Genomic DNA, 23,669 nt, shown 5'->3' with positions numbered 1-23,669 from the left:
TAGGGTATCTTGTGCCGTGCAGCACGATTTTTTACGAGGCAAAAAAATTTTTCACATCGTGAAATTCGGGCGACGACCGAAGTACGGACGAAAAAAAACCGGTGCCTGAGCACCGGTTTCTTTCGACTGACGAACGGCGCAGGGCCGTCTGGGTCTTTTCAGGCTGCCTTACGTACTGAACGAGCCACGTAAATAGCGTTTGCCTGATGACTGCTGAGTCGCTGCTTAGCTGCCGCGACGCGCCGTACGCGGGCCGTCGCTGCGGCGTGCGCCGTAGCCGCCGTCACGCGAACCGCCGCCAAAGCCGCCTTCACGCGAACCACCGCCGAAGCCACCTTCACGCGAACCGCCGCCAGCCGACTTGCCGGCCCAGCCGCCGCCATTGCCGCTGCGAGCGCCGCCGCCGTTACCGGCCGGCTTGCCAGCACCGCTGCCGCTACCGAAGCGACGGCCACCGCCGCCATTGCCACCGCCCGGACGGCCGCGGCCGCCAAAGCCAGGACGGCCACCGCCCGACGGAGCCGACTTGCGCGGCTCGAAGCCTGCGACGACGTTGACCGGCAGGGGGGTGCGCACGAAGCGCTCGATACGCTTCAGCGCACCTTGTTCAGCGTGGTGCACGAGGCTCACTGCGATACCCGAGCGGCCAGCACGGCCGGTACGGCCGATACGGTGCACGTAGTCTTCAGCGAACTTCGGCAGATCGTAGTTGAACACGTGCGTGATGCCCGGGATGTCGATACCGCGAGCGGCGACGTCCGTGGCGACCAGCACGCGCACACGGCGCTCGCGCAGGGCCTTGATGGTGCGGTTACGTGCGCCTTGCGGCAGATCGCCGTGCAGAGCTGCCGATTCGAAACCGGCGTCGGCCAGACGGCCAGCCAGTTGGTCAGCGTCCATCTTGGTTGCCGTGAAGACGATAGCCTGGTCGAGGCCCTCGTCACGCAGCAGGTGGTCGAGCAGACGATCCTTGTGATCGCGGTCGTCAACATAGTGGACGGTTTGCGCGATGTTGGTACGTTGTTCGAGGCGTTGAACGATCTCGATCCGTTCCGGATCCTTCAGCAGACGGCCGGTCAGCGAACCGATCTTGCCGTCGAGCGTGGCCGAGAACAGCATCGTTTGACGCGTTGCCGGCGTAGCGGCGACGATCGTTTCGATGTCTTCGATGAAGCCCATGTCGAGCATGCGGTCAGCTTCGTCGAGCACGAGGATCTGCAGTTGCGACAGATCGATACGGCCGCGTTCCAGGTGGTCGATCAAACGGCCCGGCGTAGCAACCAGGATTTCCGGGTTCTTTGCCAGCAGCATCAATTGTTGACCATAAGCGACGCCGCCCAGAATGCTGACGGTGCGCAGACGCTTGAGGTGCTTGCCATACGTGGCAGCGGCGGTGGTGACCTGCATCGCGAGTTCGCGGGTCGGCGTCAGAACCAGCATGGTCGGACGGGCAACCGGTTGCGGACGGCGCGTGCGGGCACCGTCAGCCGGACGCGGCTCACGCGGCTGGCTGGCTTGTGCTTTTTGCAGTTGTGAGAAACGTTCGATAGCGGGCAGCATGAACGCGGCTGTCTTGCCCGAACCGGTCGGGCTCGACACCATCAGATCGCGGCCGGCGATGCCAGCCGGGATTGCGCGTTGCTGAACCGGAGTCGGGTTTTGATAACCAGCGGCGGTCAGGGCGGAGACGACATCCGCGGACAGACCGAGCGACGCGAACGACGGGCCGGTCGGCGCTGCTGCGGCTTCTGCGGCGACAGCTTCCGGAGCGGCAGCAACAGCTGCGGCTTGTGCGGGTGCGTCGGCGAGACCGAGGGCTTGATCGGCGATGGCGTTCAACGGGCTGCTGGGGGTATTGCTCGAAGTCATGAGAATCCTTGGTAAATCCTTGGTACACACGGAATTAAAACGTCGGCGCCAATCGGCATACCCAAGTCGTCGGATTCAGCGAGCAAAGAAGCAGCGAGCAAATCGAAAAACGGGGGCAGCTCGCGACAATAAAGGCGAGCTTTTCGTTAGAAGCTGTATCGGATGCGACATGCCAACACGGCGTGCCGCCAGCCTGGGACATGATCGCCCGTAGGGGGCTAGGCAGGAGGGGACAGGTTCTAAACTGGATTGGAGCTAAACGCTACGAGGCGCTGCGCCGCAAAGGCCGCTAGAGAAAAGCCGGGCAAAGCAGTGAAGCGCAGGCAGCATTGTATAGGGTTTTGTTGCACTGCGCCACCGTTAAGACGTTTCCTACTGGAAAACTTCCGTTTGGCTGCCCGAGTGGGCTTAAGGTGCCTGCCCGCTGGGTCTGCCCAAGGACCTGCCCACTGGGCTGCCTAAAGGGGCGTGCCCGCAGGCAGGCTTAGGGACCACCTAAGCGATCTGCGTTGCCGGTGGTCATTCCGGGGCGGCTGCGGCCTGCCGTTCCGACGACGAATGTCGCTACGGGGTCAGATTCAGGCAGCGGCGCCGCTCTTGAGGGCTTCGATCAGTTCAACGTATTGCAGCTTCGCGGCGTCTTGAGCGGTGCCTTTGAGTGCGGCCCACGCATCGTACTTGTATTTGCCGACGATATCGGTGAAGCCGGGTTTGTCGCCGTGGACGTCGCCGTCGATGGCCTGCTTGTAGAGGGCGTAGAGGCGCAGCAGGGTAAGGTTGCCCGGGCGCTCCGGCAGTTGCTTTGCATCTTCCTGGGCCTGGACGAATTGCGCGTTGATGTCTGTCATGGTGGTTTTTGCCCGGCTGGCGGGGTTGGTTCTGGCTGGGCTGATGATCATAACAACTGCATGCTGCCGCGAGTGCCGAGGGCTTATTCCAAACATTCATTCCCGCGCAGAGGGCAAACCCAAAACCGCATCCGCACGCGCCGTGCCGATTACAATACGGTCCATGACTCAAACTGTGCTCCTTGCCCTCGATACCTCGACCGAATTCTGCTCGGTAGCGCTCCTGTCCGCCGTCGGCGGCGCGGCGAGCCAGACAGCGAACCCAGGCCTCGCCGAACCCCGGATCTGGGTGCGCCACGAGCAAACCGGCGCAGTCTCCAGCACGCGCCTGTTGCCCGCCATTCGCGAACTGTTCGACGAAGCCGGCCTGACCCTGGCGGATTGCCACGCCATCGCCTTCGGCTCCGGTCCCGGTTCGTTTACAGGTCTTCGCACCGCGACGGGCGTCGCTCAAGGCCTCGCGTTCGGCCTGGACCTGCCGGTCGTGCCGGTCAGCACGCTGCTGGCCTGCGCGGAAAGCGCACGGCTGCGCGATCCGTCGGCGACCCGCGTGCTTGCCGCGCTTGACGCCCGGATGGACGAGATCTATTGGGCCGACTACGCATGGGACGCAGCCGTGGGCGAATGGCGCACGCTTCAGCCGGCTTCGCTCGACGCGCCGGAACGGCTCGTTTTGCCCGACGTCCCCTTCACCCTGGCCGGCAATGCGGCTGCCGCTTTCGGCGCGCGGCTGCCCGCCGTCGCGGCCGCGCGAACCGTCGACGGCGAAGCGCTGCCGCATGCGGTGCCGCTCGCGCACGCGGCGCTGCGCGCGTTTCGCGCCGGCCGCACCGTGCCCGCCGATCAGGCGGCGCCGGAATACATTCGCGACAAGGTTGCGCAGACCACGGCGGAGCGGGTCGCCGAGAAAGCCGAAAAAGCCGCCAAGGCCGAGCAAGCTGCCGCCAGGCTGGCGCACGACGTGGATCAAGGTGAGGGCCGGCAATGAGCGGGGTGTTGCTGGCGGACCGTTACATGTCGCCGATGACCGAAGCCGATCTGGACGAGGTCGCGGCCATCGAAAAGATCGCCTACGAATTCCCCTGGAGCCGCGGCAATTTCGGCGACTCGCTGCGCAACGGCTATTTCGGCATCTGCATGCGGCACGTCACCGGCACGTTGATTGGTTATTGCGTGCTGATGCCGGTGGTCGATGAAATGCATCTGCTCAATTTGTGCGTGACGCCCGCCGCGCAAGGCGCCGGTGCCGGGCTCGCGCTGCTGCGCGAAGCGGTGCGCATTACGCGCACCGAAAAACTCGAAGGCCTGCTGCTCGAAGTGCGGCCGTCGAATCATCGGGCTATCCGGCTTTACGAGCGTTTCGGCTTTGCGTCGATTGGCCGGCGCAAAAACTATTATCCGGCGCGGCATCGCAGCCGGGAGGACGCCATCGTGATGCGTTTCTCGTTTGCCACGGAGGGCGCAGATGGCGCTGCATGAATCGGTATTGGAAGAGTTCGGACTCGCGCCGCTCTGGGTGCGTCGTGGGATGGCCGCGCAGGAGCCGGCAGGCGAAGCCGCGGCCGGGCAGGGCGCTGGCGCGTTAGCGAATCAGGAGGCGCGTCCCGACGATCCGCGTGTGGCGGTGCGTGAGCCGTCGCCGTCCGCGCTGGCTCAGGACGCTCGCCGGCCTGCGATGCGCGCCAGCGAAGCTCAGCAAGCCGATTCCGCGCCAGCCCAAGGTGAGTCACGCGCGCCGGTTCGCGCGGATCAGGCGCCGCAGACTGAAGCGCGTGACCGGTTCGATCGCGAGTCCCCGGCGCGCGCGAGCGATTCGTCGCGGGCCATGCAGGAGCGTGAGCAGGGCGACCGGCGTGTGCCGCCAGCGGAACAGCAGGGGCAGCAAGGACGAATGCAAGTGCCGGTTGAAACGCGCACGGTTTCCCAGCAGTCGCGAACACCTGAGCCGCCGGCGGTTGAAATGCCGCCGGACGACGATTTCGCCTGGTTCGACGATCTGCCTTCGCACCCCGGCACCGAAGCGCGTGGCGAGGCACCCGAGCCGCCCTCGATCCAGACCCTCGACTGGGACGCGTTGAGCGAGCGAGTCGCCGCCTGCGAACGCTGCCGCCTGTGCGAAAAACGCACGAACACGGTATTCGGCGTCGGCGATCGCAACGCCGACTGGATGCTGATCGGCGAAGCACCGGGCGAGAACGAAGACCGCCTGGGCGAGCCATTCGTCGGCCAAGCCGGTAAGCTGCTCGACAATATGCTGCGCTCGCTGACGCTCGCGCGCGACACCAACGTCTATATCGCCAACGTGATCAAGTGCCGCCCGCCAGGCAACCGCAATCCTGAACCGGACGAAGTCGCGCGTTGCGAGCCTTATCTGCAACGGCAGGTCGCGCTGGTCAAGCCGAAGCTGATCGTCGCGCTGGGCCGCTTCGCCGCGCAAAGCCTGCTCGAGACCGACGCGAGCATTTCGTCGCTGCGCGGCCGCGTGCATGAATACGAAGGGGTACCGGTCATCGTCACCTATCACCCGGCGTATCTGCTGCGCAGCCTGTCGGACAAGGCGAAGGCCTGGGCGGACCTGTGTCTCGCACGCGATACGTGGCTCGCGGCGGGCGGCGTGCCGTCCAACGCCGCAAAGTGAGCGACGCAAGCGGGCCGGCGGCGCGCCTCGCCGCTGCGCCCGGCACATCCACCGCGGCCCTCGAGACGCTGCTCGACACATTGCGTGAACCGGCCGTGCGTGATCTCGCATGGGTGCTGCTGAGCGCCAATTTGTTGCGCGCGCAACCACCTGTGGGCGTGCTCGCCAGTCCTTTCGATTCGCAGCAGGAAGCCGATGCAACCGTCGACTGGTTACGCGCGCTGGACGCCGATCCGGCTGACTTGCACCGCGATCTCACTGCGACGCGTATCACGCGTCTTGGCCGCTACGCCGAACGGCTGCTCGGATGGTTCTTGCAACATGGACCGGCGGCGCGGCTGGTCGCGGCCGGCGTGCCCTTGCGGCGCGCGGGCGTGACGCTCGGTGAATGCGATTTTCTCGTGCAGACACAGCAGGGCGAGCGCCTGCATTGGGAACTGGCGGTGAAGTGCTATCTGCATGCGGGCGAAAGCGGCGCGCAGTCTGCCACGCAGCCGGTGGCGCGGTTAGCGGATTACGTCGGCCCGAATCTGAAAGACCGCTTCGATCTGAAGCTCGCGCATGTGCTGAATCATCAACTGCCGTTGAGCGCGCGCGAGGAGTTCGCATCGGTCGGCTATGCAGGGCCGTGGACGCCGCAGATGTTTATCAAAGGCTGGTTGTTCTATCGCGCTGGCGCGATGCCTGCGGATCCTGTCGAGCTCGATCCGTCGCATGGACGTGGCTGGTGGGTGACCCGCAGCGAGTGGCCGGACTTTGCCGCGGCGCATGCGCACATGTGGCGCGTGCTACCCCGGCTAGAATGGCTTGCGCCGAGGCGGCATAAGAAGGGTGAAGCCCAGGCCGCGGGGTTTGCTTTCGTCGATCAGCAGATGCTTGCTGAACAAACCGCACCTCAGCATGGACCAACGATGGTCGCGGCGTTCGCCAGTGACGGCGTGGGTAATTTTGCAGAACTTTCGCGCGGCTTCATCGTGCCGGACGATTGGCCGGAACAGGCGCAGATCTACGCGCGGCGCGCCCCTGTCTCAGCCCCTCACCACCACCGGTAAAAATGATGCACCGGCCCGACGCCGCTGCCAACGTCCAGCCGATCGCTCGCTTGCAACGCACCGGTCAGATACAGCTTGGCGTCGGCGACGGCGCTCGCCAGATCGTTGCGCTGCGGAATCAGCGCCGCAATCGCCGACGACAGCGTGCAGCCCGTCCCATGGGTATGCTTCACCGGTACGCGCGGGCCGCCCAGGCGCAGGGTGCCGCTGTCCTGTACCAGCCAGTCGGGGCTGTCCGCCGCGCTCAAATGGCCACCTTTCATCAGTACCGCCCGCGCGCCAAGCGCACGCAGCGCTTCGCCTTGTTCGACCATGCCGGCTTCATCGGTGGCAGCCTGCACGCCTAGCAAGGCCGCCGCTTCCGGCAGATTCGGCGTCAACAGATCGGCCAGCGACAGCAACTCGTCACGCACGGCAGCAACCGCATCCGGCAGCAGCAGGGCGTGATTGCTCTTCGAAATCATCACCGTGTCGAGCACGATGTGCTTCGGCTTGTACCGCCGCAGCGCATCGGCGACCGCGCGTGCGATCGACGCATTCGCCAGCATGCCGATCTTCACGGCGTCGATACGGATGTCGTCGAACACCGCATCGAGTTGCGCGGTTATGAAGGCGGGTTCCGGCGCATGAATCGCAGTGACGCCGCGCGTGTTCTGCGCGGTGAGCGCCGTGATCACGCTCGCGCCATAAGCGCCGAGCGCCGAGAAAGCCTTCAGATCGGCCTGAATGCCGGCGCCGCCGCCGGAATCGGAACCGGCGATCGTCAGCACATTGGGAATGGGTTGAGTCATGGCAAAGCGAGGAAAGGGGAAAGGCGTGGGCAGTCAGTGCACCGCCCGTCGCGGGTCAATGCTTGACCTCGCCGATCAGCGCGACCGAGTCGAACGCGCGCTGATTTGCCTGGTGGCGCCGCATCACCAACCACATCATCAGGCAGACGAAGGTGCCGAATAGCACGATCACCGCCGCGACCGGCACATCGAGCCACACCAGCACGGCATACAGGCACAGCATGATGAGCACTGAGAGATTTTCGTTGAAGTTCTGCACGGCGATCGAGTGACCCGCCGACAGGAGCACGTGACCGCGATGCTGGAGCAGCGCATTCATCGGTACGACGAAAAAACCCGACAGGCCGCCGACGATCATCAGGAAGATATACGCAACGATCAGATAGCCCGGCACATGCAGACGGCCGAAATAGATGCCCCAATGCGTGGGGAACAGGTCGCGTGTGTAGAAGGCCATCAGCATCACGGCGATGCCCATCATGATGCCGACCGGAAGTACCGACAGCGACTTCTTCAACGGCACGCGCGAGGCGGCGAAAATCGCGCCAGCCGCCACGCCCACTGCCACCACCGCTTGTAGAATCGCGGCTTCCGAAAGCGACATGTTCAGCGACACCTCGGCCCACTTCAGCACGATGAATTGCAGCGTCGCGCCGGCGCCCCAAAAAAGCGTGGTGACGGCGAGCGAGATCTGGCCGAGCTTGTCACGCCACAGCACGACAAAGCAGTCGGCGAAATCGGTGACCAGCTTGATCGGGCCGCGCTCCTGTTTCGGATAGCGTGCGCCGGTGTCGGGAATGCGCAGATTGAACAGCGCCGCGATCACGTAGATTGCCATGATCACCAGCATCGCCGCTTCAGCGGGCGTGTTGACCGTGGGGATGTGGTGCCTGAGGATCGGTGCGGCGATGTGCGGGCTGATGAGCGCGCCGCCGAGCACGGTACCGAGAATGATCGAACCGACCGTAGTGCCCTCGATCCAGCCGTTCGCGGCGACCAGCCGGTCAGGCGGCAGCAGTTCGGTGAGAATGCCGTACTTGGCCGGCGAGTAGGCCGCTGCGCCAAAGCCGACGATGCCATAGGCGAGTAACGGATGCGCGCCCACCAGCATCGTGATGCAACCGACTACTTTGATGGTATTGGTGACGAACATCACCTGTCCCTTTGGACGGGAGTCGGCGAATGCACCCACAAAGGCAGCCAGAACAACGTACGACAGCACAAAGAACAACTTGAGCAGCGGCGTCATCCAGTTCGGGGCGTGAAGATCTTTCAGCAGTGCAATAGCAGCGATCAGAAGCGCATTGTCGGCCAGCGACGAAAAAAACTGCGCGGCCATGATGGTGTAAAAACCTTTTTTCATCTGATGCGATGCTGTCCTCGCTGCGGTCTGTCCGCCCCGGGCCGTGTGCAAGGCGTCCGGGCTTATACCGTTCGAAATGGGTTGTGCGCACGGCTTTATATCATGAAAATAGCTGCATTCGGACTAGCAAAATCCTTGATCGCACCGCCCAGCGGGCTGCCGAGCGCTGAAAACGCCCTGTAAGCTGCTGATTCGCAAGCGTCTTTACGAAAATATCCCATGCCGCGCCCCCTTTCAGCCACGATTCATACCGCCGCACTCGCCAATAATCTCGCCGTCGCCCGGCGCCACGCGCCAAAATCCAAGATCTGGGCTGTCGTCAAGGCAAACGCCTACGGACACGGCCTCGCGCGCGCTTTTCCCGGCTTGCGTGCAACGGACGGCTTTGGTCTACTGGATCTCGAAGAAGCCGCGAAATTGCGCGAATTGGGCTGGGCCGGCCCGATTTTGTTGCTCGAAGGTTTCTTTCGTCCGACCGATATCGACGTGATCGACCGCTACAGCCTGACCACGGCGCTGCATTCGGACGAACAGCTGCGCATGCTTGAAATGGCGCGCCTGTCCAAGCCGGTCAATATCCAGTTGAAGATGAACACCGGCATGAACCGCCTTGGTTATACGGTGGAAAAATTCCGCTCCGCATGGGAGCGTGCGCGGGCCTGCCAGGGCGTCGGCCAGATCACGTTGATGACCCATTTCTCGGATGCCGACGGTGAACGCGGCATCGCCTATCAGATGGAAGCGTTCGAGCGCGGCGCGCAAGGCATTGCCGGCGCGCGCAGCCTCTCGAATTCCGCAGCGACGCTGTGGCATCCCGAAGCACACTTCGACTGGGTCCGCCCGGGCATCATGCTGTACGGTGCGTCGCCCTCGGGCGTGACGGCCGCGATCGCAGGCACCGGCCTGCAACCGGCCATGACGCTCGCTTCCGAACTGATCGCCGTGCAGACGCTCGCCGAAGGCCATACGGTCGGCTATGGGTCGGCGTTCAAGGCGCGCGCGCCGATGCGCATCGGCGTGGTGGCCTGCGGTTATGCGGACGGTTATCCGCGGGTCGCGCCGGAAGGTACGCCGGTGATCGTCGACGGTGTGCGTACGCGGATCGTCGGACGGGTGTCGATGGACATGCTGACCGTCGACCTGACGCCGGTCCCGACGGCCAACGTCGGCTCGCGTGTCGAGTTGTGGGGCACGTCGCTGCCGATCGACGACGTCGCGCAGGCGTGCGGCACGATTGGCTATGAGCTGATGTGCGCGGTGGCGCCGCGCGTGCCGGTGCGTGCCGAGTAAGGCGCGGCACTGACAGGCCAGGTGAGGGCCGCCGACGGCGGCCTCACTGGCGGTCGCAGAGACGATCCCAATGACGGTTGCAGTGGGTGCCTCAATGAGGCGCCCCGCGAGCGCATCAATCCAAAGAACAGCAACACAGGCAAGGGCGCGTGGCTAAACAGAAGACGTTGTACATCTGCAGTGAATGCGGCGGCCAATCGCCGAAGTGGGCCGGGCAGTGCCCATCATGCAATGCGTGGAACACGCTGGTCGAATCGGTGGCGGAGGCGCCGTCCACGCATCGTTTCCAGTCGCTCGCGAAGAGCGCGCCGGTGCGGCGTCTCGCCGATATCGACGCGTCCGACGTGCCGCGCTTTTCGACCGGCGTCAGCGAGTTTGACCGTGTGCTGGGCGGCGGCCTGGTGCCGGGCGGCGTGGTGCTGATCGGCGGAGATCCGGGCATCGGTAAATCGACGCTGCTGCTGCAGTCGCTTGCCGAAATCGCCGCGGACAAACGCGCGCTTTATATCAGCGGCGAAGAATCGGCCGCGCAGATTGCGTTGCGCGCACAACGACTTTCATTGCTGGAGCCCGGCTCGAAGGCCAGCGAGTTGCAACTGCTCGCGGAAATTCAGCTCGAGAAAATTCAGGCGACCATCGCCGAAGAGCGGCCGGATGTCGCGGTGATCGACTCGATTCAAACCGTTTATTCCGACGCGCTGACCTCAGCGCCTGGTTCGGTCGCGCAGGTGCGCGAGTGCGCGGCGCAATTGACGCGCATCGCCAAACAGTCGGGCACCACGATCATCATGGTCGGCCACGTCACCAAGGAAGGGGCGCTGGCGGGGCCGCGCGTGCTGGAGCACATCGTCGACACCGTGCTGTACTTCGAGGGCGACACCCACTCGTCCTATCGTTTGGTGCGCGCGATCAAGAACCGCTTCGGCGCGGTCAACGAACTTGGCGTGTTCGCGATGACCGAACGCGGTTTGCGCGGCGTTGCCAATCCGTCGGCGCTGTTTCTGTCGCAGCATGAGCAATCCGTTCCGGGGTCGTGCGTGCTGGTCACGCAGGAGGGCACGCGGCCGCTGCTGGTCGAAGTGCAGGCGCTGGTGGATTCGGCTAACGCGCCGAATCCACGGCGCCTTGCCGTGGGGTTGGAGCAGAACCGCCTCGCGATGCTGCTGGCGGTGCTGCATCGGCACGCCGGCATCGCCTGTTTCGACCAGGACGTGTTCCTGAACGCGGTGGGCGGCGTGAAGATCACCGAGCCCGCGGCCGACCTGGCCGTGCTGCTCGCGATCCACTCTTCGATGCGCAACAAGCCGCTGCCCAAGGGGCTTGTCGTATTCGGCGAAGTGGGCCTCGCCGGTGAAATCCGGCCGTCGCCGCGTGGTCAGGACCGTCTTAAGGAAGCGGCCAAGCTGGGCTTTTCTGTCGCGGTCATTCCGAAGGCCAATGCACCCAAACAGCCGATTGAAGGCTTACAAGTTGTTGCGGTCGAACGGATCGAACAGGCCATCGATCGGGTCCGCATGCTTGAATAGACGGGCTTCCGGCGTCTGCGGGCGCCCTTCGGTCCGTAACAGCCAGTAAATATCTCCATATTGGCTGTAACCTACCCGACATTCCTTTTTCCTAAGCTGGCAGGGTATTGCATCCCTTCTGATGCTCGAAAAAGGATCGCGCCTTGAAACAGTCATATGAAACCGTAGCCGAGCGGCCGATGCAGGTGCGCGGCTGCCGCGTCTCCGAGCCTATTCGCCAGCCTTGGGGCGGCGCGTGCAGGATTGTCGAGTGGATCGACACGACCGGGCAAATTTCGCGCCGGGTGGTGGCCGAAGATGTTACAGCCGCCGAGGTGCGCGCGACGATCAACCGTCACGTGGAAGGCCGCAAACATTTCCTGTACGACGACGAACAAACCCCGCGCCAGGTGTTGCCGCGGCAGACGGTGGTGCGGCGCTGAGGTTTTGGGGCGACTGGGGGGGCTTGCTTCGATGCCGGCTTAACCTGGCTGCCCGTTGGCGGTTTAGCCGATTCGACGCTCGTCATCCCCGGCATCGTTTCTGTCTTCGGCGTTGTTTGTCTCCGCGTGCACTTGCAGATTGAACAGCGGGTGTTGCGCGGCTTCCGCCGGGGTCAGAACCGGCGAGACGCAGCAGTCCAGCGATTCCAGCAGCAGGACCCATTCTTCCAGCGGGCGCTTGCCGATCAGGTCGGCCAACTCCTGCGTCAATGCGGCGGCGTCCGGGCCGCCGATCGCCTGGCCGAGGCTCCAGTGCCGCGTCGCCCATTCGGGCCGGTCCAGTGCCATGCACAGCGTTTCCCAGAACTTCAGTTCGAGCGCGCCGACCGCGAGCCAGCGATTGTCGAGCGTCCGATACAGGTTGTAGCAGGGCACGCCGCCGTTCAGCAGACTGGCGCCGGCCGCCGGCGCGGCGCTCTCATTGGCGAGCGCCACTTGCGCGACGACGTTGTGTGCATATGTGGAGTGCGTCATCGATACGTCGACGAAGCGGCCCTCGCCGCCGCGCGACACATGCCATAACGCGGCGAGAATCTGCGTCACCGCGCTCAACGCACCGCCGAGCAGGTCGGCAATCTGGAAATTCGGCAGAATCGGCACGCCGTCGCGGCTCGCCAGTTGATCGAGCACGCCCGCGTAGCCGATGTAGTTCAGATCATGACCGGCATGGTCGACAAACGGACCGCTCGCGCCGTAACCGCTGATCGCGCAGTAGACCAGCCTCGGATTGACCGCGCGCAGGGTTTCGTAGCCGATGCCGAGGCGCTCCATCACGCCGGGCCGGAAACTCTCGATCAGCACGTCCGCTTCGGCCGCGAGCGCGCGCAATACATTGCATCCCGCTGCCGATTTGAGGTCGAGGCGCGTTTCGCGCTTGCCGCGATTCACCAGACGGTAAAACGCGCCGGGGCGGCCTGCCACGCGGTCACCGGACGACTGCATCATCGTGCGGGTGGGGTCGCCCGCTCCGGGCGCTTCGATCTTCAGCACGTCGGCGCCGAGCTCTGCAAGCCGCAAGGCGGCCACCGGACCGGGCAGCAGGCGCGTCAGGTCCAGCACGCGCAGGCCTTGCAGCGGAGCCGGTGCTGCCACCGATGACGACGCAACCGACGGCGCGGTTGAAGACACGGATACAGACTCAGATGAAGACGCAGACGAGCTCAAGGGTGACAAGGGCTACCTCCGATCGATGCCGGCGCGGACGAGGAACAGCCTGCCGCTAGCCGATTTGTTCGAGTTCCTCGTGAGTCTCGAGCCATTCGGCTTCGAGCGTTTCGAGGCGCGCGTTCACATCTGCCTGACGGCGGATCGCCTCCGTCAGTTTGCTCTTCTGCTCGGGCTCATAACTGGCCGGATCGACGACGAACGCATCGAGCGTCGCCTTTTCCGCGTTGAGCGCGTCCATTTCCTTTTCGATCTTCGTGATGCGGCTTTGCAGCGGCTTTTTCAGATGCGCGAGCTTCTGGCGCGTTTCCGCTTCGAGGCGGCGTTGCTCCTTGCGATTGACGCCATTGTCCGTGTTATCCGAGCCGTTCGATCCCGTGCCCGCCTTGAGCGCCGCGCGTTGGTCCGCGGCATGTTGCAGCAGCCAGTCACGGTAGTCGTCGAGATCGCCGTCGAATTCCTGCAGACGGTGCTTGGCGACCAGCATGAACACGTCGGTGGTGGCGCGCAGCAGATGCCGGTCGTGCGACACCAGAATCAGCGTGCCTTCGAATTGCGCGAGCGCCATGGTCAGCGCGTGGCGCGTTTCGAGGTCCAGGTGGTTGGTCGGCTCGTCGAGCAGCAGCAGATTCGGCTTTTGCCAGATGATCAGTGCGAGTGCCAAACGGGCTTTTTCGCCGCCCGAGAAGGGCGCGATTTTCGCGGTCGCCATCTCGCCGGAAAAATTGAAGCTGCCGAGGAAGTCGCGCAATTCCTGTTCACGCGTATCCGGTGCAAGACGCGCCAGATGTTGCAGCGGCGTGTCGTCCGGGCGCAGCGTTTCGAGCTGATGCTGCGCGAAGTAGCCGATACGCAGCCCCTTGCCTTCGCGCACATGGCCGCCGAGGGCTTCGAGCGTGCCGGCGAGCGTCTTGATCAGCGTCGACTTGCCCTGGCCGTTCGCGCCGAGCAGGCCGATGCGCTGACCGTTCTGGATCGACAGCATTACATGGTCGACGATTGGAATTTCGCCATCTTCACCGTGATAGCCGCAGCGCACGTCTTCCATCACCATCATCGGATTCGGCGCGGAATCGGGCGTGCGGAATTCGAACGTGAACGGCGAGGACGCATGCGCCGGCGCGATCATTTCCATCTTTTCGAGCGCTTTCACGCGGCTCTGCGCCTGACGCGCCTTGGTGGCCTGTGCCTTGAAACGGTTGATGTAGCTCTGCAGGTGCTCGACCGTGCGCTGTTGCTTCTCATATGCGCTCTGCTGCAAAGCGATCTGTTGCGCGCGCAGTATTTCGAACTGCGAATAGTTGCCGCCGTAACGCTTGATCTGCTGATGCTCCAGATGCAGCGTGACGTTGCAGACCGAATCGAGAAATTCGCGGTCGTGCGAGATCACGATCAGCGTGCCCGGGTAACGGTGCAGCCAGTCTTCCAGCCAGACGATTGCGTCGAGATCCAGGTGATTGGTCGGTTCGTCGAGCAGCAGCAGGTCGGAGCGGCACATCAGCGCCTGCGCCAGATTCAGCCGCATGCGCCAGCCGCCGGAAAAGCTGCTGACCGGCTCGCGCGTTTGGTCGAGCGTGAAGCCGAGGCCGAGCAGCAAAGCCTCGGCGCGGGCGGGCGCGGTGTAGCCGTCGGCGTCGGCGAACGCAGCGTGCGCTTCGCCTTCGGCGGCACCGTCATGCGCGGCCGAGGCTTCGGCGATGCGTGCTTCAATGGTGCGCAAGGCGGCGTCGCCGTCGAGCGTGTAGGCGACGGCGGTCTTGTCCGCGGCGGGCGTTTCCTGCGCGACGTGGGCGATCTGCCAGGTCGGCGGGATCGAAAAATCGCCGCCGTCCGCATGCAGTTCGCCGAGCAGCACGGCAAACAGCGTCGACTTGCCCGCGCCGTTCGCCCCCACGAGACCGGCCTTCTCGCCGGGGTTGAGGGTGAACGTGGTGTTTTCAAAGAGCGGCTTGGTGCCGCGCGCGAGGCTGAACTGGTTAAAGCGGATCACGAAGAGGCCGGCTGAAGAAAAACGCTATTTTAGACTGCTGGGGCTGACACCGGGCTCTCAGCCAGGATCGGCCATTCGGCCGACTGTACCGGCGCGGCTTTTGGCATAGACTGACGGCTTTCACGGGGAGAGCATATGACATCGATTTATTCGTTTTCTGCACGCACGCTCGGCGGCGAGGAAGTGAGCCTCGAGCGCTATCAAGGCAAGGTCTTGCTGATCGTCAATACGGCAAGCGAATGCGGGTTCACGCCACAGTACGCGGGTTTGCAAAAGGTTTATGACACTTACGCGGCGCGCGGACTCGCGGTGCTCGGTTTTCCGTGCAACCAGTTTGGCAAGCAGGAACCGGGTGACGCTACGCAGATCGGCAGTTTCTGCGAAAAGAATTACGGCGTGACCTTTCCGATGTTCGACAAGATCGATGTGAACGGCGCCAATGCGCATCCGCTGTTCCGCTATCTGACGGGCGAGGCGCCCGGTTTGCTGGGGCTCGAAGCGATCAAGTGGAACTTCACCAAGTTCCTGATCGGCCGCGACGGCAATGTGGTGAAGCGCTATGCGCCGCTCACCAAGCCTGAGGCGATTGTCGAAGACATCGAAAAGCAGTTGTAACGCGCGGCGGAGCCGGTGGTTCGGCTCGAGCCGGGTGCTGGAGTTGGAGACCGGACACGAGCCAGCGCTGGAACCCGGGCTGACGTTGATGCCAGTGCCGGTCTCGGTGGCGAAGCAGCCGGGGGGCTACAGGATCGGCGAGAACAACCGCGCCACGTGCATCAGCACGCGCCGCAGCGCGCTCGCCTTGCGGTATTCGTTGCGGTCGATTTCGAGCGACTCCGCGAAATCCTTGAGCAGCATCGCTTCGACATCTTTGGCGAAGCCGCGGTCCACGGTCAACACCATGATCTCGAAGTTCAGCCGGAACGAGCGGTTGTCGAGATTGGCGCTGCCGATGGCCGCCGCCGCGCTGTCGATCAGCACGACCTTCTGATGCAGGAAGCCCGGCTGGTAGCGGAAGATCCGGATACCCGCTCGCAGCGAGTCGTACGCATACAGTTTCGAGGCGGCGAACACCACGCGGTGATCGCGCCGGCAAGGAATCAGAATGCGCACATCCACGCCGCGTAGCACGGCCAGCCGCAGCGCGGAAAACACGGCTTCGTCGGGTATGAGATAAGGCGTGGTGATCCAGATCCGCTCGCGTGCCGCATTGATCGCTTCGACGAAGAAGAGCGAGCAGGTCTCCTGCTTGTCGGCCGGACCGCTCGGCACGACGAGGCAGTGCATGCCCTGGTCGTCTGGCTGGAAGGCCGGCATGGTGAACTCGGGCAGCTGCTGGGTCGCCCAGTGCCAGTCTTCGGTGAACACGAACTGGATGCTGGCGACCGCCGGGCCGCGCACTTCGATATGCGTATCGCGCCACGGCGACAGGGGCGGCTTGCCGCCGAGATATTCGACGCCGACGTTGTGTCCGCCGACAAACGCGCGCTCGCCGTCCACCGAGACGATCTTGCGGTGATTGCGGAAGTTCAACTGCAAGCGGTTGACGAAGCGGCGATTGGTGGCGAACGGGTGCATCTCCACGCCGCCCGCGCGCAGCGCTGCCACATAGCGGTGAGGCAGATCGAAACTGCCGATGCTGTCGTACAGGAAGTAGACGCGCACGCCTTGCTGCGCTTTCGCGATCAGCGCGTCTTTGAGCATGTCGCCGAGCGCGTCGTCGCGCACGATGAAGAACTGCACGATCACGTAGTTGCGTGCGCTTTCGATCGCTTCGAAGATCGCCTCGAAAGTCGCGGCGCCGTTCACCAGCGTGCGCACGGAATTGCCCGGCAGGAACGGCATGCCACCCAGGCGCGTCAGCGAATGCACGAGTCTGGCGCCAAGTTCCTGGGTAGGCAGCCCCGCGGAGGAGGCCAGGGTGTCCCATGCCTGAGGATGGGCGCGCGTGCGCAGCAATTCGTTTTCGATGCGGCGAGCGTCCGCGTAACCCTGGAATTTGCTTCGGCCGAGGAACAGATACGGCACCAGCGTCAGATACGGCATGGCGACCAGCGACACGGCCCATGCGATCGCGCCTTGCGACGTGCGGGTGTTCAGAATCGCGTGGCACGCCGCCACCACACCGAGAATATGGGCGAGGGCGACCAGCGGGCCGATGTGAAGCAGGTCGAATTCCATAGGCGGGCGAAGGGTTGGCAGGGTGCCGCCGCCGCTGCCTGACGGCGCAGCGTGCAGCTGACCGCGCCCATCTTACCGAACGTGAGTGCGTTGGGGTGGCGTGACGGTCCAGCTTCTTCGGGGATTCCGCGGATGCGGGGGGGAGGCGGGCGGTGCTGGCGTGTGCGGCTATGCGCTGCAACACGCACGGCAGGCAGTGAATGTCTGCCGCACGCGTCGCGCGATAAAGCGATCCGGCGACCCAGCGGCAAACGTCAGACCGGCAGATCCGCGGCCTGAATCAGGAACACATTGTCGTCGCCGGCACTCGTCGACAGCCAGACCAGATCGAGGCCGCCGAATGCCGCTTCGACGTTCGCGCGCTCGTTGCCGATCTCGACCACCAGCACGCCATCTTCGGTCAGCCAGTTGCGCGCTTCGGCGATGATCCGGCGCACGATATCCATGCCGTCCGCGCCACCGGCCAAAGCCATGTCGGGCTCGTGCTTGTACTCGGCGGGCAGTTCCTGCATCGAGGTAGCGTTCACATACGGCGGATTGCTGATGATCACGTCGTAACGGCGCTCAGCGAGCGGCGCGTACAGATCGCCTTCGAAGAGGGCGACGCGGTCGTCGAGCCGGTAGTCCGCGACGTTGCGCGTGGCGACTTCCAGAGCGGGTGCGGAGAGATCGACTGCGTCGATATCCGCGTTCGGGAATGCGTGCGCCGCGAGGATCGCGAGGCAGCCGGAGCCGGTGCACAGTTCGAGCACGGCGCTGACCTGTTCGGGATCTTCGACATACGGCTGCAGGCCGTCCTGCAGCAATTCGCCGATGAACGAGCGCGGCACGATCACGCGTTCATCCACGTAGAAACGGAAGCCATGCATCCACGCTTCCTGCGTAATGTATGCCGCCGGCACGCGCTGGCCGGCGCGGCGCTCGATCACGTTCAGCACGGCGTCGATTTCAGCCGCGGAGAGACGCGCGTCGAGAAACGGCTCCAGCAGATCGAGCGGCAGATGCAGCGTGTGCAGGATCAGATAGGCGGCTTCGTCGTAGGCGTTGGCCGAGCCGTGGCCGAACGACAACTCGGCCTGGTTGAAGCGCGACACCGCGAAACGCAGCAGGTCGCGGACGGTGGAAAACGGGAGCGTCATCGCAGAAATTCCTTGGTCAGGCGATCAGTTGTTCGAGCACGCGGCGATACACGTTCTTCAGCGGCTCGATGTGTGCGACTTCGATATGTTCGTCGATCTTGTGGATGCTGGCGTTCAGCGGGCCGAATTCGATCACCTGCTCGCAGATGCGGGCGATGAAGCGGCCATCCGAGGTGCCACCGGTGGTCGACAGTTCAGTCGTGACGCCGGTTTCGTCGTTGATCGCTTGAGCCAGCGCGTTCGACAGATCGCCACGCGGCGTGAGGAACGGCAGGCCGCTCACGGTCCATTGCAGGTCGTATTCGAGATTGTGTTTGTCGAGGATCGCATGGACGCGAGCCTGCAAGCCTTCCACCGTGCTCGCCGTCGAGAAGCGGAAATTGAACATCACGTCCGCATGGCCGGGAATCACGTTGGTCGCGCCGGTGCCGCTATGGATGTTCGAAACCTGCCAGGTGGTGGGCGGGAAGTATTCGTTGCCGTCGTCCCAGCGTTCGGCGACCAGTTCGGCCAACGCGGGCGCGAGCAGATGCACCGGATTTTTCGCCAGATGCGGATAGGCGATATGGCCTTGCACGCCCTTGACGATCAGCTTGCCCGACATTGAACCGCGCCGGCCATTCTTCACCATGTCGCCGAATTGCACGCTCGACGTCGGTTCGCCGACGATGCAGTAGTCCATGCGCTCGCCGCGCGCCTGCAGCGCTTCGACGACCTTGACGGTGCCGTCGGTGGCGGGGCCTTCTTCGTCGCTCGTAATCAGGAATGCGATCGAGCCACGATGCGCCGGGTGCGCTGCGACGAACTCCTCGCTTGCCACCACGAAGCCGGCGATCGACGCCTTCATGTCCGCCGCGCCGCGGCCATACAGCTTGCCGTCACGATGGGTCGGCTCGAACGGCGCCGAGTGCCATTGTTCGAGCGGGCCGGTCGGCACGACGTCCGTGTGGCCGGCGAACGCTAGCAGCTTGCCGCGCGTGCCGTCGACGCCACGTTTGACGGCCCACAGGTTGGTCACGCCGTTCGATTCGATCGTCTCGTGCTCGAAGCCGAGCGCGGACAGGCGTTCGATCAGGAGGCGCTGGCAATGCTGGTCGTCGGGCGTCACGGAGGCGCGCGAGATCAGTTGTTCGGTAAGGGCGAGGGTGCCGGACATGGATTCAGTACAAGCCACTTTGAAATGAAAAAATGCCGGCTGGCGGTTGGACACCGCAGCCGGCAACAGCTTTTAAGCAACGTGGCGAGGCCACGTTTTGCTTCTTGTTGCGTTCAATCTTCGCGCTTGACCCATGCTTCCGATCTTGCGTGTCAGGTCAGGCGGTCAGACAAAATCAGGCAAACAGCGTCAGGCAAACAGCGCCGCATATTCGTCCGCGGAGAAACCGAGCGACTTGACCTTTCCGTTGACCACCAGCACCGGCCGCTTGATTACCGACGGCTTGTGGATCATCAACGCGATCGCGCCCGACTGCGTGTCCGCCGCCGCCTTCATGTCGTCGGACAGGCCGCGCCAGGTCGTGCCACGACGGTTCAGCAGCGCATCGAGCTTCACGTCCTTCAGCCAGTCCTGCACGAGCGGCTCGGTCACACCGTGTTTCTTGAAGTCGTGGAATTCGAACTCGACGTCATGCTCTTCCAGCCACACACGGGCCTTCTTCACGGTGTCGCAGTTCGGAATGCCGTAGACCACGGTTTTGGTGCCGCGTGCCATCAGTCGCCTCGCAGCAGCTCGTTCAGGCCGACCTTCGCACGCGTCTTGGCGTCGACCTTCTTGACGATCACGGCGCAGTACAGGCTGTGCGAGCCGTCCTTCGACGGCAGGTTGCCCGCCACCACCACCGAGCCCGCCGGAATGCGGCCGTACGTGACTTCACCGGTTTCGCGGTCATAAATCTTGGTGCTTTGGCCGAGGTACACGCCCATCGAGATCACCGAATTTTCTTCAACGATCACGCCTTCCACCACTTCCGAACGCGCGCCGATGAAGCAGTTGTCTTCGATGATGACCGGGTTCGCCTGCAGCGGCTCCAGCACGCCGCCGATGCCCACGCCACCCGACAGGTGGACGTTCTTGCCGATCTGCGCGCACGAGCCGACGGTCGCCCACGTGTCGACCATCGTGCCTTCGTCCACGTAGGCGCCGATGTTGGTGTACGACGGCATCAGCACGACGTTCTTCGCGATGAACGCGCCGCGGCGCGCGATGGCGGGCGGCACCACGCGGAAGCCGCCGGCGGCGAAGTCTTCAGCGGTGTAGTTGGCGAACTTCGACGGCACCTTGTCGTAGAACTGCGAGTAGCCGCCAGCCGACATCGGCTGGTTGTCTTCCAGACGGAAAGACAGCAGCACGGCTTTCTTCAGCCATTGATTGACGACCCAGTCGCCGTCCTTCTTTTCGGCCACGCGCAGCGCGCCCTTGTCCAGTTGCTCGATGGCGTGGGCGACGGCTTCGCGCACCTCGGCCGGCGCGGCCTTCGGCGACAGTTCGGCGCGGTTTTCCCAGGCGGTATCAATGATCTGCTGAAGTTGTTGCGACATATGCGTGCTTTTCTGAAGAGTTGAAGTCTGAAGAAGGGAATGCGGTGCGCGGGGTTGCTGAATACGAAAAACTTACGAAAAACTCAGCCCGCGAGCGCGCGGCAAAAATGGACGATCCGTTGTGCGCCTTGCGTGCATTCGTCGACATCCGCGACGAGCGCCATGCGCACAAAATTGCGGCCGGGGTTCACGCCGTGCGCAGTGCGCGCGAGGAACGAGCCCGGCAGAACCGTCACATTATAGTCGGCGTAGAGGCGCTGGGCGAACTCGGTGTCCGACAGGCCCGTGCGCGAGACGTCCGCCCACAGGTAGAACGCGGCGTCCGGCAGGCGTACGTCGAGCACCTCGGCGAGCATCGGCGTCACGGTGGAAAACTTCTGCACGTACTTCGCGCGGTTCTCGCGCACGTGCGTTTCGTCATTCCAGGCCGCGATGCTGGCACTCTGGAACACCGTCGACAAGGCTGCGCCGTGGTATGTCCGGTATAGCAGGAAGTCTTTCAGGAGCGCCGCGTCGCCCGCCACGAAGCCCGAGCGCATGCCCGGCACGTTCGAGCGCTTGGACAGGCTCGAGAGCATCACGAGGCGCTCGAAGCCGCGGCCGAGCTGGTGGGCCGCTTCCAGACCGCCGAGCGGCGGATTGGCTTCGTCGAAGTAGATTTCCGAGTAGCACTCGTCCGAGGCGATCACGAAGCCGTAGCGGTCCGACAGCGCGAACAGTTCGCGCCAGTCGTCGAGCGTGAGCACCGCGCCGGTGGGATTGCCCGGCGAACACACGTACAGCAGCTGCGTGCGCGCCCAGATGTCGGCCGGGACCGCCGAATAGTCGCAGGCGAAGTTGCGCGCCGGGTCGCTATTGACGAAGTAGGGCTGTGCGCCGGCCAGAATCGCCGCGCCTTCGTAGATTTGGTAGAACGGGTTCGGACAGAGTACGATCGCAGGCTGGCCGTCAGCATTACGCTTGGGGTCGATGACCGTTTGCGCGAGCGCGAAAAGCGCCTCGCGTGAACCCGACACCGGCAGCACCTGGGTGGCCGGATCGACCGGAGGCAGGTTATAGCGCTGCGTCACCCATTTCGCAATCGACTCGCGCAGTGCCGGCGAACCGATGGTGGCCGGATACGCCGACAAACCGCCGAGCGAGGCAATCACGGCGTCGCGAATCAGCGCCGGCGTGGGATGTTTCGGTTCGCCGATGCCAAAGCTGATGTGCGCGAGGCCGGCCGGTGGCGTGACGTCCTTGAAAAGCGCTCGCAGCTTTTCGAACGGATAGGGCTGAAGGGAGTCGAGTAGCGGGTTCACTGGGCGGGATCGAGCCTGATCGAAGAGGGGCGCAGGGGAATGCTCGCACGTATGCTGACCGTAAAACGCATGAAACACGCGAAAAGGGCGGCAGCGGCGGCGAGCGAATGATTATAGCGTGGCGGCGCGCACGGGAAATTCATGGCGGCGCCAGGCGTGTGAGACGCGGCGCAACCCGCCAGGCGGCGCAGGCAATGCGACGCAGCGGGAACGACGCGAACCGCGGACGGTTCGCGCAAAAAAGAAGCAGGAGCAGCAATGTATGTAGCAGCAACGGAGACATCCGCACGATTCGAACGAAGCGGGCGCAAGAACGCCGCCGTCGGCAAAGTCAGCAACATCGCCCGCAGCAGCAACCGCCGCGGGAGTCTTACATCATGACCAACTGGCTCCGCAACGGCTGGCCGACGCTCGCGATCATGCTGGGCGCCTCAGTGTGGGGGATGATCTGGTACCCGCTGCGCATGCTGAATGCATTCGGCGTGACCGGTACGGCAGCGAGCGCGCTCACGAGCGGCGCGGGTTGCCTGTTCGTCCTGCTGGTGCGCTATCGCGCGCTCAGGACCGTGCGCTGGCACTGGCTGCTGCCCGCTTTGGCGCTGGCCGCCGGCGTGACCAATCTCGGCTTCGTGTGGGGCTCGATCCACGGCGAAGTGATGCGCGTCCTGCTGTTGTTCTACCTCACCCCCGCCTGGACCGCGCTCTTTGCGCACTTCATCCTGCACGAACGGCTGACCTGGGCGGGCGCGGGCCTCGCCGCGCTATCGTTGGCCGGCGCGATGACCATGCTGTGGTCGCCGCAACTCGGCATGCCGGTGCCCGGCAACCTCGCCGAATGGGCCGGGTTAGCGGGCGGCATGGGCTTTGCGATGAGCAACGTGCTGATCCTCAAGACGAGCCGTGTGCTGCCGGAGATGAAGCCCGAAATGCGTACCGCGACGATCTTTGGCGGCGCGGCGATTTTCAGTGCCTGTGCATCGCTGTTCGAGGCGATGCCCGCACCGCCCACCGGCGCGCATCTCGGCACGGCCGCGCTACTAGTGCTTGGCCTCGGTTTTCTGCTGGCGTCGAACAATATGCTCGTGCAGTATGGGCTCGCACGCGTGCCGGCCAATCGGGCCTCGATCATCATGCTGTTCGAGATCGTGGTCACGGCCTTGTCCGCGTGGCTCTTCGCCGGCGAGACGCCGGGCCCGCGTGAATGGGCCGGCGGCGCGTGCATCGTGCTGGCGTCGGCACTCTCCAGTTGGGTGCACCGGACCCGCGCGTTGCCGCCTGATCCGGCCAATCAGGATGCGGGGCTCGACGTCGATGACGATACAGGCCGTAAGGACGGTAAGAACCGCTCACGTGCGATGGTATGATTGCCCCTCATTAGCCTGGCGCATGCTTCACCGCGTGCGATTGGCGCCCGTATCGCGAGGGTTCGCGGGCTGTTTCGCTGCATCGGCGAACGGCCGGCGCGACCTTCACGAGCCACTTTTTATTTTCCCTTTT

At 64.1% G+C, this 23,669-nt stretch carries 21 protein-coding genes; 9 read left to right on the top strand and 12 right to left on the bottom strand.

Annotated elements, in window-relative coordinates; genetic code table 11:
• Window positions 1-225: 225 nt before the first annotated feature.
• Together GNZ12_RS29030 and GNZ12_RS29025 are read right to left on the bottom strand one after the other, a co-directional pair.
• A complete protein-coding gene (locus tag GNZ12_RS29030) occupies window positions 226-1,869 on the bottom strand; it encodes a DEAD/DEAH box helicase (protein ID WP_172315601.1) in 1,644 nt (547 codons plus the stop codon).
• Between the two features lie 578 nt (window positions 1,870-2,447).
• On the bottom strand, window positions 2,448-2,717 hold the full coding sequence (locus GNZ12_RS29025; RefSeq protein ID WP_172315660.1) for an acyl-CoA-binding protein: 270 nt from the start codon (window positions 2,715-2,717) through the stop codon (window positions 2,448-2,450).
• Window positions 2,718-2,880: 163 nt separating this feature from the next.
• Between GNZ12_RS29025 and tsaB the strand changes: the two genes are divergently transcribed.
• Genes tsaB through GNZ12_RS29005 form a run of 4 tightly spaced genes read left to right on the top strand, consistent with a single transcriptional unit; the run spans window position 2,881 to window position 6,407 of the window.
• Entirely contained in the window at window positions 2,881-3,705 is an 825-nt protein-coding gene (gene tsaB, locus GNZ12_RS29020) for a tRNA (adenosine(37)-N6)-threonylcarbamoyltransferase complex dimerization subunit type 1 TsaB (protein ID WP_172315600.1), read from the top strand.
• The gene (rimI, locus tag GNZ12_RS29015) at window positions 3,702-4,196 is read left to right on the top strand and encodes a ribosomal protein S18-alanine N-acetyltransferase (protein ID WP_172315599.1); all 495 of its coding nucleotides are present in this window, start codon (window positions 3,702-3,704) and stop codon (window positions 4,194-4,196) included. Before tsaB ends, rimI begins: the two co-directional genes overlap by 4 nt.
• Window positions 4,183-5,355 carry a uracil-DNA glycosylase gene (locus tag GNZ12_RS29010; protein ID WP_172315598.1) on the top strand — a complete coding sequence of 391 codons (1,173 nt, stop codon included), beginning with the start codon at window positions 4,183-4,185 and terminating at the stop codon, window positions 5,353-5,355. Before rimI ends, GNZ12_RS29010 begins: the two co-directional genes overlap by 14 nt.
• Window positions 5,352-6,407: a DUF1853 family protein gene (locus GNZ12_RS29005; RefSeq protein ID WP_172315597.1), complete on the top strand. Its 1,056-nt coding sequence runs from the start codon at window positions 5,352-5,354 to the stop codon at window positions 6,405-6,407. The genes GNZ12_RS29010 and GNZ12_RS29005 overlap by 4 nt, the downstream gene beginning before the upstream one ends.
• Here the strand turns inward: GNZ12_RS29005 and thiD are convergent.
• Window positions 6,392-7,198, bottom strand: a complete 807-nt coding sequence (thiD, locus tag GNZ12_RS29000) for a bifunctional hydroxymethylpyrimidine kinase/phosphomethylpyrimidine kinase (RefSeq protein WP_172315596.1) — start codon at window positions 7,196-7,198, stop codon at window positions 6,392-6,394. The two genes, GNZ12_RS29005 and thiD, sit on opposite strands and share 16 nt — an antisense overlap.
• A gap of 55 nt (window positions 7,199-7,253) precedes the next feature.
• Window positions 7,254-8,561: a lysophospholipid transporter LplT gene (lplT, locus tag GNZ12_RS28995; protein ID WP_172315595.1), complete on the bottom strand. Its 1,308-nt coding sequence runs from the start codon at window positions 8,559-8,561 to the stop codon at window positions 7,254-7,256.
• A 219-nt stretch (window positions 8,562-8,780) separates the two neighbouring features.
• Here lplT and alr point away from each other — a divergent pair, with 219 nt between their 5' ends.
• The 3 genes from alr (at window position 8,781) to GNZ12_RS28980 (ending at window position 11,799) form a co-directional block, all read left to right on the top strand.
• Window positions 8,781-9,851: an alanine racemase gene (gene alr / locus GNZ12_RS28990; protein ID WP_172315594.1), complete on the top strand. Its 1,071-nt coding sequence runs from the start codon at window positions 8,781-8,783 to the stop codon at window positions 9,849-9,851.
• A gap of 149 nt (window positions 9,852-10,000) precedes the next feature.
• On the top strand, window positions 10,001-11,377 hold the full coding sequence (gene radA, locus GNZ12_RS28985; RefSeq protein WP_074283079.1) for a DNA repair protein RadA: 1,377 nt from the start codon (window positions 10,001-10,003) through the stop codon (window positions 11,375-11,377).
• Between the two features lie 143 nt (window positions 11,378-11,520).
• Window positions 11,521-11,799 carry a DUF2866 domain-containing protein gene (locus GNZ12_RS28980; RefSeq protein ID WP_172315593.1) on the top strand — a complete coding sequence of 93 codons (279 nt, stop codon included), beginning with the start codon at window positions 11,521-11,523 and terminating at the stop codon, window positions 11,797-11,799.
• Between the two features lie 63 nt (window positions 11,800-11,862).
• Here the strand turns inward: GNZ12_RS28980 and GNZ12_RS28975 are convergent, their stop codons facing one another.
• Window positions 11,863-12,933, bottom strand: a complete 1,071-nt coding sequence (locus tag GNZ12_RS28975; protein ID WP_216673410.1) for a CaiB/BaiF CoA transferase family protein — start codon at window positions 12,931-12,933, stop codon at window positions 11,863-11,865.
• A 145-nt stretch (window positions 12,934-13,078) separates the two neighbouring features.
• Complete coding sequence (locus GNZ12_RS28970) at window positions 13,079-15,013, bottom strand: ATP-binding cassette domain-containing protein (RefSeq protein WP_172315592.1); 1,935 nt, start codon at window positions 15,011-15,013, stop codon at window positions 13,079-13,081.
• A gap of 135 nt (window positions 15,014-15,148) precedes the next feature.
• On the opposite strand from GNZ12_RS28970, the gene GNZ12_RS28965 reads away from it, so the two are divergent.
• Window positions 15,149-15,628, top strand: coding sequence for a glutathione peroxidase (locus tag GNZ12_RS28965; RefSeq protein ID WP_054041016.1), 480 nt, complete (start codon window positions 15,149-15,151; stop codon window positions 15,626-15,628).
• A 126-nt stretch (window positions 15,629-15,754) separates the two neighbouring features.
• Here the strand turns inward: GNZ12_RS28965 and cls are convergent, their stop codons facing one another.
• From cls to dapC, 6 genes are all read right to left on the bottom strand, one after another.
• The gene (gene cls, locus GNZ12_RS28960; protein ID WP_172315591.1) at window positions 15,755-17,194 is read right to left on the bottom strand and encodes a cardiolipin synthase; all 1,440 of its coding nucleotides are present in this window, start codon (window positions 17,192-17,194) and stop codon (window positions 15,755-15,757) included.
• Window positions 17,195-17,448: 254 nt separating this feature from the next.
• Window positions 17,449-18,333, bottom strand: a complete 885-nt coding sequence (gene prmB, locus GNZ12_RS28955) for a 50S ribosomal protein L3 N(5)-glutamine methyltransferase (RefSeq protein WP_172315590.1) — start codon at window positions 18,331-18,333, stop codon at window positions 17,449-17,451.
• 16 nt (window positions 18,334-18,349) lie between these two features.
• Window positions 18,350-19,489, bottom strand: a complete 1,140-nt coding sequence (gene dapE, locus GNZ12_RS28950; RefSeq protein WP_172315589.1) for a succinyl-diaminopimelate desuccinylase — start codon at window positions 19,487-19,489, stop codon at window positions 18,350-18,352.
• Between the two features lie 189 nt (window positions 19,490-19,678).
• On the bottom strand, window positions 19,679-20,044 hold the full coding sequence (locus GNZ12_RS28945; protein ID WP_074283086.1) for an ArsC family reductase: 366 nt from the start codon (window positions 20,042-20,044) through the stop codon (window positions 19,679-19,681).
• On the bottom strand, window positions 20,044-20,871 hold the full coding sequence (dapD, locus tag GNZ12_RS28940) for a 2,3,4,5-tetrahydropyridine-2,6-dicarboxylate N-succinyltransferase (RefSeq protein ID WP_172315588.1): 828 nt from the start codon (window positions 20,869-20,871) through the stop codon (window positions 20,044-20,046). The genes GNZ12_RS28945 and dapD overlap by 1 nt, the downstream gene beginning before the upstream one ends.
• A gap of 83 nt (window positions 20,872-20,954) precedes the next feature.
• Window positions 20,955-22,172, bottom strand: a complete 1,218-nt coding sequence (gene dapC / locus GNZ12_RS28935) for a succinyldiaminopimelate transaminase (RefSeq protein ID WP_172315587.1) — start codon at window positions 22,170-22,172, stop codon at window positions 20,955-20,957.
• A 377-nt stretch (window positions 22,173-22,549) separates the two neighbouring features.
• Here dapC and GNZ12_RS28930 point away from each other — a divergent pair, with 377 nt between their 5' ends.
• The gene (locus GNZ12_RS28930) at window positions 22,550-23,536 is read left to right on the top strand and encodes a DMT family transporter (RefSeq protein WP_172315586.1); all 987 of its coding nucleotides are present in this window, start codon (window positions 22,550-22,552) and stop codon (window positions 23,534-23,536) included.
• The last annotated feature ends 133 nt before the right edge of the window (window positions 23,537-23,669 follow it).

Source organism: Paraburkholderia solitsugae, from assembly GCF_013177695.1.
GTDB lineage: Bacteria > Pseudomonadota > Gammaproteobacteria > Burkholderiales > Burkholderiaceae > Paraburkholderia > Paraburkholderia solitsugae.
The sequence above is the reverse complement of the archived record's forward strand: the minus strand, read 5'-3'. Positions and strand labels throughout refer to the sequence as shown.

Coding starts and splice junctions, on each gene's coding strand:
- alr (WP_172315594.1), top strand. CDS start 8,781: ATGCCGCGCCCCCTTTCAGCCACGATTCATACCGCCGCACTCGCCAAT.
- GNZ12_RS29010 (WP_172315598.1), top strand. CDS start 4,183: ATGGCGCTGCATGAATCGGTATTGGAAGAGTTCGGACTCGCGCCGCTC.
- prmB (WP_172315590.1), bottom strand. CDS start 18,333: ATGACGCTCCCGTTTTCCACCGTCCGCGACCTGCTGCGTTTCGCGGTG.
- dapD (WP_172315588.1), bottom strand. CDS start 20,871: ATGTCGCAACAACTTCAGCAGATCATTGATACCGCCTGGGAAAACCGC.
- lplT (WP_172315595.1), bottom strand. CDS start 8,561: ATGAAAAAAGGTTTTTACACCATCATGGCCGCGCAGTTTTTTTCGTCG.
- rimI (WP_172315599.1), top strand. CDS start 3,702: ATGAGCGGGGTGTTGCTGGCGGACCGTTACATGTCGCCGATGACCGAA.
- GNZ12_RS29030 (WP_172315601.1), bottom strand. CDS start 1,869: ATGACTTCGAGCAATACCCCCAGCAGCCCGTTGAACGCCATCGCCGAT.
- GNZ12_RS28965 (WP_054041016.1), top strand. CDS start 15,149: ATGACATCGATTTATTCGTTTTCTGCACGCACGCTCGGCGGCGAGGAA.
- tsaB (WP_172315600.1), top strand. CDS start 2,881: ATGACTCAAACTGTGCTCCTTGCCCTCGATACCTCGACCGAATTCTGC.
- GNZ12_RS28930 (WP_172315586.1), top strand. CDS start 22,550: ATGACCAACTGGCTCCGCAACGGCTGGCCGACGCTCGCGATCATGCTG.
- dapE (WP_172315589.1), bottom strand. CDS start 19,489: ATGTCCGGCACCCTCGCCCTTACCGAACAACTGATCTCGCGCGCCTCC.
- GNZ12_RS28945 (WP_074283086.1), bottom strand. CDS start 20,044: ATGGCACGCGGCACCAAAACCGTGGTCTACGGCATTCCGAACTGCGAC.
- cls (WP_172315591.1), bottom strand. CDS start 17,194: ATGGAATTCGACCTGCTTCACATCGGCCCGCTGGTCGCCCTCGCCCAT.
- GNZ12_RS29025 (WP_172315660.1), bottom strand. CDS start 2,717: ATGACAGACATCAACGCGCAATTCGTCCAGGCCCAGGAAGATGCAAAG.
- thiD (WP_172315596.1), bottom strand. CDS start 7,198: ATGACTCAACCCATTCCCAATGTGCTGACGATCGCCGGTTCCGATTCC.